The 10,612-nt window shown below is 61.8% G+C and carries 9 protein-coding genes; 1 reads left to right on the top strand and 8 read right to left on the bottom strand.

Annotated elements, in window-relative coordinates:
• A partial coding sequence (locus JWQ61_RS00325) for a M20/M25/M40 family metallo-hydrolase (RefSeq protein ID WP_304358750.1) occupies positions 1-397 on the bottom strand: 397 nt, incomplete at its 3' end.
• Positions 398-456: 59 nt separating this feature from the next.
• On the bottom strand, positions 457-2,523 hold the full coding sequence (locus JWQ61_RS00330; protein WP_304358751.1) for an FAD-dependent oxidoreductase: 2,067 nt from the start codon (positions 2,521-2,523) through the stop codon (positions 457-459).
• A 223-nt stretch (positions 2,524-2,746) separates the two neighbouring features.
• Here JWQ61_RS00330 and JWQ61_RS00335 point away from each other — a divergent pair, with 223 nt between their 5' ends.
• Entirely contained in the window at positions 2,747-4,162 is a 1,416-nt protein-coding gene (locus JWQ61_RS00335) for a sigma-54-dependent Fis family transcriptional regulator (RefSeq protein WP_304358752.1), read from the top strand.
• A gap of 7 nt (positions 4,163-4,169) precedes the next feature.
• Here the strand turns inward: JWQ61_RS00335 and JWQ61_RS00340 are convergent, their stop codons facing one another.
• The 6 genes from JWQ61_RS00340 to JWQ61_RS00365 all read right to left on the bottom strand — a co-directional run.
• Positions 4,170-5,168 (bottom strand): peptide ABC transporter ATP-binding protein, encoded by a 999-nt coding sequence (locus JWQ61_RS00340; protein ID WP_304358757.1) that lies wholly within the window; start codon positions 5,166-5,168, stop codon positions 4,170-4,172.
• 2 nt (positions 5,169-5,170) lie between these two features.
• Entirely contained in the window at positions 5,171-6,208 is a 1,038-nt protein-coding gene (dppD, locus tag JWQ61_RS00345) for a dipeptide ABC transporter ATP-binding protein (protein WP_304358753.1), read from the bottom strand.
• 15 nt (positions 6,209-6,223) lie between these two features.
• On the bottom strand, positions 6,224-7,150 hold the full coding sequence (locus JWQ61_RS00350) for an ABC transporter permease subunit (protein WP_304358754.1): 927 nt from the start codon (positions 7,148-7,150) through the stop codon (positions 6,224-6,226).
• Positions 7,147-8,157 (bottom strand): ABC transporter permease subunit, encoded by a 1,011-nt coding sequence (locus JWQ61_RS00355; RefSeq protein ID WP_304358755.1) that lies wholly within the window; start codon positions 8,155-8,157, stop codon positions 7,147-7,149. The genes JWQ61_RS00350 and JWQ61_RS00355 overlap by 4 nt, the downstream gene beginning before the upstream one ends.
• A gap of 120 nt (positions 8,158-8,277) precedes the next feature.
• Positions 8,278-9,882 (bottom strand): ABC transporter substrate-binding protein, encoded by a 1,605-nt coding sequence (locus JWQ61_RS00360; protein WP_304358758.1) that lies wholly within the window; start codon positions 9,880-9,882, stop codon positions 8,278-8,280.
• Between the two features lie 113 nt (positions 9,883-9,995).
• On the bottom strand, positions 9,996-10,612 hold a 617-nt coding region (locus tag JWQ61_RS00365), incomplete at its 5' end, for a M24 family metallopeptidase (RefSeq protein ID WP_304358756.1).

Below are 10,612 nucleotides of genomic sequence, written 5' to 3' on the forward strand. Positions count from 1 at the left end.
CGGCTGGCTGGAAAATGAGGTTGACGGTGCCGTCGAACCGGCGCGTGCTGTGCAAGTGATAGGCGGCCGCCAGCAGCATCACGGTATGGCCGTCGTGGCCGCAGGCGTGCATGCGGCCGTCATGCCGCGAGCGATGCGGCATCGTGTTCTCTTCCTGCATCGGCAAGGCATCCATGTCGGCGCGCAGGCTGATCGCACGCCGGCTGTTGCCGTTGCTTAGGGTCGCCACAACGCCGGTTTTCCCGATTCCTCGCGTGACCGCAATGCCCCAGCTTTCCAAGGTGGCGGCAACTTGCTCTGCGGTGCGGTGTTCCTCATATGCCAGTTCCGGGTGGGCATGGATGTCGTGCCGCAAGGCCACCAGCTGGTCGAGATTGGGCAAATCAATAAGTTGCATGGCAGGTCCTTGTGCGATTTCACTCATTAATGAAACAATGAAAACAATGGCGCTGATTATTACAGCTCTTGCCGGAGGATGGGAAGTTCGCGCTTGAAACCACCCAACTTATCTGCAGCGATGCCAAGCTCACGTGCAAAACGGTGGCCTTGATAGACGGCGGCGGCAATGGTGCCGGGGCCGAAGGCGTCGCCGATGGTGCGCAAGCTGCGGTTTCCCGCCGCCGCCAGCTCCTGCCGCCTGCCGGCGAGCTCCTGCGCGAGGTCGTCGGCAGGCAAGCGGGCTGTCACGCTGACCAGTGTGGAGCATGCTATTTCTCGCAGCTTTCCGGTAAGCTGGCATTCGACCGTCGCAGCTTCCTCGCTTAACTGCCTGACGTTGCTGTAGGTATGGACCTCGACGCCCAGCTTCAGCAGGCGGCGCAATATCGCCAGGGCTTCCAGCGTATCGCTGGTCCAGGCCGACACCAGCGCCGCCGGCGTGACCAGGACCACCTGGTTGCCGGCCAGCGCACACTGCTCGGCCAGCAAGCCGCCCATGTAGTAGTGGTCATCGTCAAACACCACCACCGCGCCTTGCGGCAGATGGCCACGCATCAATTCATCCGGAGTCCTGACATTGTGCCGGTCGAAGCCTGGAACCGGCGTCCCGTTGGCGCGTCCTATACCGTCGCGGCGCCAGAAAGAACCGGTGGCCAGCGCGATATGCGCCGCGCCGAATTCAAGCACATCGGCGGCGGCCAGTTTGCTGCCCCGGAAAATATCGACGTTGCTCATGCGCTGCAACTGCGTCACCCGCCAGTCCCTGACCCGCGCCCATTCGCGCAAGCCCGGCAGACCCGATTCCAGCACCACGCGCCCGCCGAGTTCGCTGCCGGCCTCGACCAGCGTCACTTGGTAACCGCGCCTGGCGGCGGCCAGCGCTGCTTCCAGGCCGCAGGGACCGGCGCCGACGACCAGCACCGAACCTTCATCCGCTTTCTCCGGCATGGTTTCCGGATGCCAGCCGCGCCGCCATTCTTCGCCCATGGTGGGATTCTGCGTGCAGCGCAGGTTGGAGTTGCTGTGGTCCGACGATACGCAGATATTGCAGCCTATGCATTCGCGGATTTCATCGATGCGCCCTTCCTCGATCTTGCGCGGCAAGAACGGATCGGCGATCGACGGCCGGGCGGCGCCGATGAAATCGAGAATCCCCCGCCTTACCTGGCTCACCATGGCGTCCGGCGAAGTGAAGCGGCCGACGCCCACTACCGGCTTGGTGGTCAGTTGCTTGACGAAGGACACATACTCCTCCTGGTAACCTTCCTTCTTGAAACGCGAAGTGGCGCTGTCGTTGGCCCAGGAACTCACATTTACATCCCACAGGTCCGGCAGCTCCGCCAGCAGGCTGACCACGTCGCGCCCTTCGGCTTCGCAGGAAACGCCGTCCGGCCCCAGCAACTCATCGACGCCCAGCCGCACCGCCACTGCGCAGCTGTCGCCTACCGCATCGCGCGTATCTTCGATCAGTTCGCGCAGCAGTCGCACCCGGTTCTCGAGCGAACCGCCGTATTCGTCGATCCTGTCGTTCTTGCGCCTTTGCAGGAAATGAAAAGGCAGGGACAGATCGTGCGATGCGTACACGTAGATGACATCGAAACCGGCACGCCTGGCGCGCAGCGCCGCGTCCCGGTGCCAGCGCCGCAATTCGCGAATATCGGCCTTGGTCATGGCGCGCGCCTGCATCGGCGCAGTGCTGGTCACAGGCCGGTGCGAAGGACCCAGCGGGATTTCGCGCGTGGTGAAATTGGCGCTCGACATGCCCTTGTGCAGTAGTTCGATGCCGGCCAGCGAGCCGTGCTCATGGACCGCATCCGCCATCAGCTGCAGTGCGGGAATGTCTTCATCTCCCCACAAACGGCCCTCGTTGAACGGCGAGCAGTCGCTGCTGGGATGGATTTCCACCTCCTCCGTGCACACCACGGCCCAGCCGCCTTCCGCCTTGACCTTGCGCAGCTCGGCCAGGGCGCGCGGCTGAGTCCAGCCCATGCCGTTGCAGTGCGGCACCTGGAAGAAACGGTTCCTGGCCGTGACCGGACCGATCTGCACCGGCTCAAACAAAATATCAAAACGGGAATCACGCATGCAAGCTGCCCTCAATGAGATTCGATGCCACCGATTGGTGACAACAACATCGCTCTCTCTATTGCAGCTTTTATGCCAAACCAGAACCCAAGGTAAGCGTCTGATTTATTGGAAGAATATTTTTCGCAGCGGATGCCGGTTATTCGTCGGCTTAACGGAAAATTGACGAATTGACAAAACTTCTTCATCCTCTTGTCCATGACCCGATCATGGAGCGCCTCCCTTGGATACTGAACTAGCCAGCGCACTGGCGATTTTTTCCCAGCTGTTCGACGCGATGCCGCAGCCGGTCGCCATCATCGACAACGAGGGCAACTATGTTTATTACAACCAGGAGAGCGCGAAGATAGACGCCTATCCTGCCGAGCGCGCGGTCGGCCATCCACTGCTCGATATTTATCCTGCCATGGATGCGGAAAGCAGCACCTTGCTGCAGGCCCTGCATCGCGGCAAGCGCTACACCGGAGCCTTCCAGGCCTTTGTCAATGCGCAAGGCCGGCTGGTGCAGCAGATCCATACCACCTTGCCCTTGCTGAACCGGCGCGGCACGATTGTCGGCGCCGTCGAAATCGCGCGCGACCTGGCCGATGCCGGCAACGACGACGGCGGCTCAGCCATCGCTTCAAGCAATCCGGAGGCATACCGGCATGGCATCGTCAGCCAAGACCCCGCCATGCAGGTCTTGATACGCCAGGCTGAAGCGCTTGGCAAGGCCGGCGTCAACGTGCTGGTATGCGGCGAGACGGGAACCGGCAAGGAGCTCTTCGCGCGCCTGTTGCACCAGTCCAGCCAGAGAGCTGGCGCGCCGTCGCCGTCGCCATTTGTAGTGCTGAATTGCGCGGCGATTCCGGAGACCTTGTTTGAAAGCACCCTGTTCGGCACGGCTCGCGGCGCCTTCACCGGCGCCCAGGAACGGCAGGGTTTGATCGAAACGGCGAATTCGGGAACCTTGTTCCTCGATGAATTGAATTCCCTGCCCTGGTCGGTGCAAGGCAAGCTGCTGCGGGTTCTGCAGGATGGCATATTCAGCCGGGTCGGCAGCAACAAGGAGATCCAGGCCGACCTGCGCGTCATCGCCGCGGCCAACGAAACGCAGCAGGAAATGCTCGAGGCCAGGAAGCTGCGTCCCGACCTGCTGTACCGGCTGAACATCGGACAGTTGTCGATTCCGCCGCTCAGGGAACGGCGCGACGACATCCCGCTGCTGGCAGAGGCGTTCCTGCACAAGCATCGCGGCGTCGCCGGCGGCCGGGTCAAGCGGATCGCCCCTACCGCCATGCGGCAGCTGCAGGCTTGCCGATGGCCAGGCAATGTCCGCATGCTGGAAAACGTCATGCAGCGCAGCCTGATTTTCTGCGAAACCGGCGACGAACTCCAGGCTATCTGGATAGGAGAGGATGCGGCCGATACCCGGCCTGGGCACAGCGCGCCGGCGGAACCGGTGCCGGACACGCAAGGCCAAGGCTGCAGCCTGTCGCTGGAAGAGCAGATTTCATCTTACGAAAAAACGCTGCTGATAGGTTTGCTCAAGGAGCATGCCAGCCTGTCCGAAGTCGCACGACGTTGCGCCATCCCGCGTGCGACCCTGCAGTACAAACTCAAGAAACACAACATCACGCTGCATCGCAGCGCCTCCTGAATCCCGGTCAGCTGATTTCCTCCAGCCGATGGCAAGCCACGAGCCTGTCATCGAACGGACGCAGCACAGGCACTTCTTGCCGGCAGCGCTCGATCGCATGCGGGCAGCGGTTATTGAAGCTGCAGCCCGGCGGCGGCGCCAGCGGCGACGGCAGCTCTCCCGGCAGCATCATCTTTTGCTGCCGCTGCGCCGGATCTATGCGCGGAGTGCTGGCCAGCAAAGCCTTGGTGTAAGGATGCAAGGGACGGCTGAACACCTGTTCTTTGCTGCCATGCTCTACCGTTTTACCGAGGTACATGACCAGCACGTCATCAGCGATGTGTTCCACCACCGACAGGTTGTGGGAGATGAACAGATAGGCGACGCCGCTGGCTTGCTGCAGGTCCATCAGCAGGTTCAGCACCTGCGCCTGGATCGAGACGTCGAGGGCGGAAACCGGCTCATCGGCCACAATCACTTTCGGATCCAGCATCAGCGCGCGCGCGATCGCCACCCGCTGGCGCTGGCCGCCGGAGAACATGTGCGGATAACGGCCATAGTGTTCCGGCCGCAAGCCGACCTTGGCCATCATCGCCTGCGCCTTGTCAGCACGCTCCTTGCCGCTGAGCCGGGTATTGATGATCAGCGGCTCTTCCAGCATCTGCCCGACTTTCTTGCGCGGATTCAGGCTGGCGTAGGGATTCTGGAACACCATCTGCACCAGCGGCCTCACCCGTTTCAGGGTAGCGTGGTCGGCATCGGCGATATTGGCGCCGTCCATCCACAGCTCGCCGCCGGTAGGCGGCTCGATCATCGTGATCTGGCGCGCCAGGGTCGATTTGCCGCAGCCGGACTCGCCCACCACCGCCAGCGTCCTGCCCGGCTGCAAGGTGAACGAGATGCCGTCCAGGGCGCGCGCCGTGGCCTTCGGCTTGAACAGGCCTTGCGATACGCTGTAATGCTTGACCAGGTTTTTTGCTTCGAGCAAAACCACCGGATTGGCGATTGTTTCCATATTCGAATTCATCATCATGCAGTCCCACTGCTCAGCATCAAGTCGGGTGTCTTGCGGGAGATTTCCGACCAGCCGTTAGTCGGCTGGCCCGCAAGGTCCAGCGGAAAATGGCAGCGCACCTGTTCCTGCGCCGCTCCCAGCAACTCCGGTCGTTCCTGGCGGCAGCGGTCCTGCGCATACGCGCAACGCGGGCTGAGCAGGCAACCGGTGGGCCTGTCGTACTGGCCGGGCACCACACCGGGAATGGTTTGCAGGCGTGCGCGGCCGATATTGTGCTCGGGCAGCGCCGCCAGCAGCGCCTGAGTGTAAGGATGCCGGGGTCCGTTGAAGATATCCGGCACGCGGCCGGTTTCCACTACCTGCCCCGCGTACATCACCACTACCCGCTGCGCGGTCTGGGCCACCACGCTCAGGTCATGGGTGATCAGCATCAGCGCCATGCCGCGGTCGCGCTGCAGCTGCAGCAAGAGCTCCAGCATCTGCGCCTGCACCGTGACGTCCAGCGCCGTGGTCGGTTCGTCCGCAATCAACAGACGCGGATTGCAGGCGATCGCAATCGCCACCATCACGCGCTGGCTCATGCCGCCCGACAATTGATGCGGATACGCGTCCAGGCGCCGTTCCGGATCGGGGATATCGACCTGCTTGAGCAGGGCCAGCGCCTTGGCGCGCAATTCTTTCTTGGAACCGCCCTGGTGCACGCGCAGGGTTTCAATCAGCTGGTACGCGACGGTAAAGGACGGGTTGAGGCTGGTCATCGGATCCTGGAAGATCATCGCGATGTCCTTGCCCAGCATGCTGCGCCTTTCCTTTTCCGGCATTTTCAGCAGGTCGCGGCCGTCGAACGCCATGCGCTCGCCTTTGACGCGGCCCGGGTAGTCGATCAGTCCCATCAGCGCCAGCGAAGTAACGCTCTTGCCGGAGCCGGACTCGCCGACGATGCCCACCACTTCGCCGGCTTCGACGCTCAGGTCGAGGCCGTCGACCGCGGTGAACGGTGATGCTGCCGAGCCGAATTCGACCCGCAGCTGGTTAATTTCTAACAGTGCCATGATGAATCTCTCGCCTTATCGTTTCAGTTTCGGGTCGAGCGCATCGCGCAAGCCGTCACCCATCAAATTGAACGCCAATACCGAGATCAGGATCGCCAGGCCGGGGAACGCCACGACCCACCAGGCGCTCTGGATGAATTCCATGGCGCTGGCCAGCATCGAGCCCCATTCCGGCGTCGGCGGTTGTGCGCCCATGCCGAGGAAACCGAGCGCGGCCGCATCCAGGATGGCGGAAGAGAAACCGAGCGTGGCTTGCACGATCAAGGGCGCCAGGCAGTTGGGCAGGACGCAGTTGAACATGATGCGCAAGGTGCCGGCGCCGGCGATGCGCGAGGCGCTGACATAATCGCGCGACATCTCGCCGATCACCGCGGCGCGCGTCTGCCGCGCATAGTGCGGCAGCATCACCACGGCAATCGCATACATCGCATTCATCAGCCCCGGCCCGAGGATGGCGACCACGGCGATCGCCAGCAGCAAGCTCGGCAAGGCCAGCATGATATCCATCAGGCGCATGATGGCGATTTCCACCAGGCCTCGGAAATAACCGGCCAGCAGGCCGAGCAGCACGCCGGTGGTGAGCGACAGCGAAATCGACACCAGGCCGATCAGCAGCGACAGGCGCACGCCGTGGATCAGGCGCGACAGCATGTCGCGTCCGACCGGATCGGTGCCGAGCAGGAACTGGCTGCTGCCGCCTGCCTGCCATACCGGCGGCACCAGGGTCGATTGGCGGAACTGTTCGATCGGCGAATGCGGTGCGATCACGTCGGCGAACAAGGCCGCCAGCACCATGGCGATGATGATGGCGAGACCGATGACGGCGCCGCGGTTCTGGCTGAAATAGCCCCAGAATTCACGCAGCGGATGCGGCGGCGCGGCCAGCCTGGATGGCGTTTGCACGGCAGGTTTGACTTCGGGCGTAACAGTAGCGTTGTTCATGAGCGATGGCGAATACGTGGATTGATCACGCCGTACAGCAGGTCGACGGCCAGGTTGACGAGGATGATGGTGATCGCCGACAGCAGGATCCCGCCCTGAACCACCGGATAATCGCGCCGCTGGATCGCCGCCACCAGCCACTTGCCGATGCCGGGCCAGGAAAAGATGGTTTCTGTCAGGATCGCGCCGGCCAGCAAGGTGCCGACCTGCAGGCCGACCACTGTCACCACCGGAATCAGGGCGTTGCGCAGAGCATGCACAGCCACCACCCGGGTCCGCGAAAGTCCTTTGGCGCGCGCGGTGCGCACATAATCTTCGCGCAAGACTTCCAGCATGGCCGAGCGCGTCATGCGCGCAATCACGGCCAGCGGAATGGTGCCGAGGGCGATGGTAGGCAGGATCAGGTGCGACAGCGCGGACTTGAACGCGCCGCTGTCGTCCGACAGCAGGCTGTCGATCAGCATGAAACCGGTCACCGGCGGCACGTCGAACAGGATATCGATGCGGCCCGAGACAGGAGTCCAGCCCAGGGTTACGGAAAACAGCAGGATCAGCAGCAGCGCCCACCAGAACACCGGCATCGAATAGCCGGTGAGCGAAGCGCCCATCACGGAATAATCCAGCACGGTGTTGCGTTTCAGGGCGGCCAGTATGCCGGCCGGCATACCGATGATCAGCGCAAAAAGTATCGCGCAGAAAGACAGCTCCAGCGTCGCCGGGAACAGCGTCTTGAATTCGCTCAGCACCGACGTGTGGGTCATGATCGACATGCCGAGGTCGCCCTTGAACAGGTTGCCCAGGTAGTTGAAGTACTGCATGTAGATCGGCTGGTCGAGGCCCAGGTCGTGCGCCATTTGCGCGTAGCGGGCCGGGTCCATGCCGCGCTCGCCGGTCATGGCTTCGACGGCGTTGCCTGGTATGAGGTGTATCAGTAAAAACACCAGCAGCGTGATGCCGAGAAAGGTCGGAATGACCAGACCGACACGGCGCAGGAGAAATCCAAACATTGGCGTTACCTGTTCGATGAAAGATGACAGCAACAGCGCTGTCGATTGCTAGCGGTAAATTTAAGCCGCTCCCTGCTTCCTGCAGCGAGCGGCTTAATCAGAACAAAACCATGACCGTGCTTATTTGGCCAGGTCAACCTTTTCGAAGTGGTGATGCGCGAACACTGCCATCTTGAAGCCGATCACTTCCTTGCGCACCGGCGTGAAACGCACCGAGTGGGCCAGGTCTATCCATGGCGCTTCTTCATGCAGGATCACCTGGGCCTGTTCGTACAGCTTGGCGCGTTCGTCCTGTTTCGGCGTCAGCTTGGCTTTCTGGATCAGCGCTTCGTAGTCCTTGTTGCACCAGCGCGCGGTATTGCCGCCGCCCTTGACGCCTTCACAGCCCAGCAGCGGCGCAAAGAAATTGTCCGGGTCGCCGTTGTCGCCCGACCAGCCGAACATCATCGAGTGCTGGTCGCCCTGCTTGCTGCGCTTCAGGTACTCGGTCCATTCGTAGGTAGTGAGCTTGGTCTTGACGCCGATCTTCGCCCAGTCGGCCTGAATCAGCTCGGCCATGCGCTTGCCGTCCGGATTGTAGGGACGAGTGACCGGCAGGTACCACATCTCGACTTCGACGCCGTTCGGGTAGCCGGCCTTGGCCAGCAATTCCTTGGCCTTGACCGGATCGTAGGTGTAGTCCTTGATCTTGTCGTTATAGCCCCATAGCGTAGGCGGGATCGGGTTCTTGGCCGGGACGCCGGCGCCCTGGTAAACGGTCTTGAGGATGGTCTGCTTGTCGACCGCCATGTTCAGCGCCTGCCGCACCAGCTTGTTGTCGAACGGCTTTTTCTCGACATTGAACGAGATGTAGCCCACGTTCAAGCCCGGCTTGGTCATCATGGTGATGGCCGGATCGGCTTTCATCAATTCGATGTCGGCCGGTTTCGGGTACGCCATTACCTGGCACTCGTTGGCCTTGAGCTTGGCGTAGCGCACCGAAGCGTCAGGGGTGATGGCATAGATCAGGTTGTCCAGTTTCGGACGGCCGCCCCAGAAAGCATCGTTGGCCTTGTAGCGGATCACGGCGTCCTTCTGGTAAGAGACGAACTGGAACGGTCCGGTGCCGATAGGCTCGCGGTCGATCACTTCAGGTGTGCCGGCCTTCTTCATGTTGTCGGCATATTCGGCCGACAGGATGGACGCGAAATCCATGCCCAGGTCAGCGATGAACGGCGCTTCCGGATGTTTCAGCTTGAACACGACAGTGTTGTCGTCGACTTTTTCCACCTTGTCGATGATCTTGTCCATGCCCATGTCCAGGTAGTAGCCGAAGCTCTGGCCGGCGGCCAGCTTGTGATACGGATGGCTGGCGTCGCCCATGCGGTTGAACGAGAACAGCACGTCGTCGGCGTTGAAATCGCGGGTCGGCTTGAACTTGGCGCTGCTGTGGAACTTGACGCCCTTGCGCAGCTTGAACGTGTAAGTCAGGCCGTCATCCGACACGGTCCACGATTCCGCCAGGCCCGGGACCGGCTTGGTGGTGCCCAGTTCGAATTCGACCAGGCGGTTGTACATCGGCACCGACGATGCATCAAAGGTGGTGCCGGTAGTGAACAGCTGCGGATTGAAACCCTCCGGGCTGCCTTCCGAGCAAAACACCAGGGTCTTGGCCGCCGCCGCATAACCGGCAGTGGCGCACAGGACGGCTAGCAGCGCCGCCTTGGCGATCAATTTTCTTTTCATCATAGGTCTCTTTCCTTAGGTTATGGTGAAACTGATGCATTTAACAACGATTCACAAGGGGAACACAAGTTTGAATGTAAAACGCCTGCCGTAACTCTGAATCAAGCCACCACCTAAGCCGCCATCAAGGCTTCGATCTCGGCGCAGGTTTTGGGAATGGCCGGGCCCAGCACTCTTGCACCCGATTCAGTCACCAGCACGTCGTCTTCAATCCGGATGCCGCCGAAACCCATGTGTTCGACAAATTTCTCGTAGTTGATCAACGTGCTATGGCGCGCTTCCGCTTGCCAGCGCTGGATCAGGGCCGGGATGAAATAGATGCCCGGCTCCACCGTCACCACCATGCCTGCCTGCAGCGGCTTGGCCAGGCGCAGGTTGCGCAGACCGAACAGTTCGCTGCGGCTGACGCTGGCGTCGTAGCCGACCCGGGTCTCGCCCAGGCCTTCCATATCGTGCACGTCCAGGCCCATCTGGTGACCCAGCCCGTGCGGGAAACAAATCGCGTAAGCGCCGGACTCCACCACCTGCTCCGGTGTGCCGTTAAAAAAACCGAACCTGGCCATGGCGGCAACCATGTGACCGGCAGCCTGCTTGTGGACTTCCAGATAAGAGACGCCCGGCCGCATGGCGCTGATGGCGAGCTGCTGCGCGGCCAGCACGATTTCGTACAAGCCGCGCTGGCGTTCGCTGAAACGGCCGCCGACCGGAAAGGTGCGGGTGATGTCGCTGG

It is taken from the genome of Collimonas fungivorans (assembly GCF_028292705.1).
In the GTDB taxonomy this organism is placed as follows: Bacteria; Pseudomonadota; Gammaproteobacteria; order Burkholderiales; family Burkholderiaceae_D; genus Collimonas; species Collimonas fungivorans_B.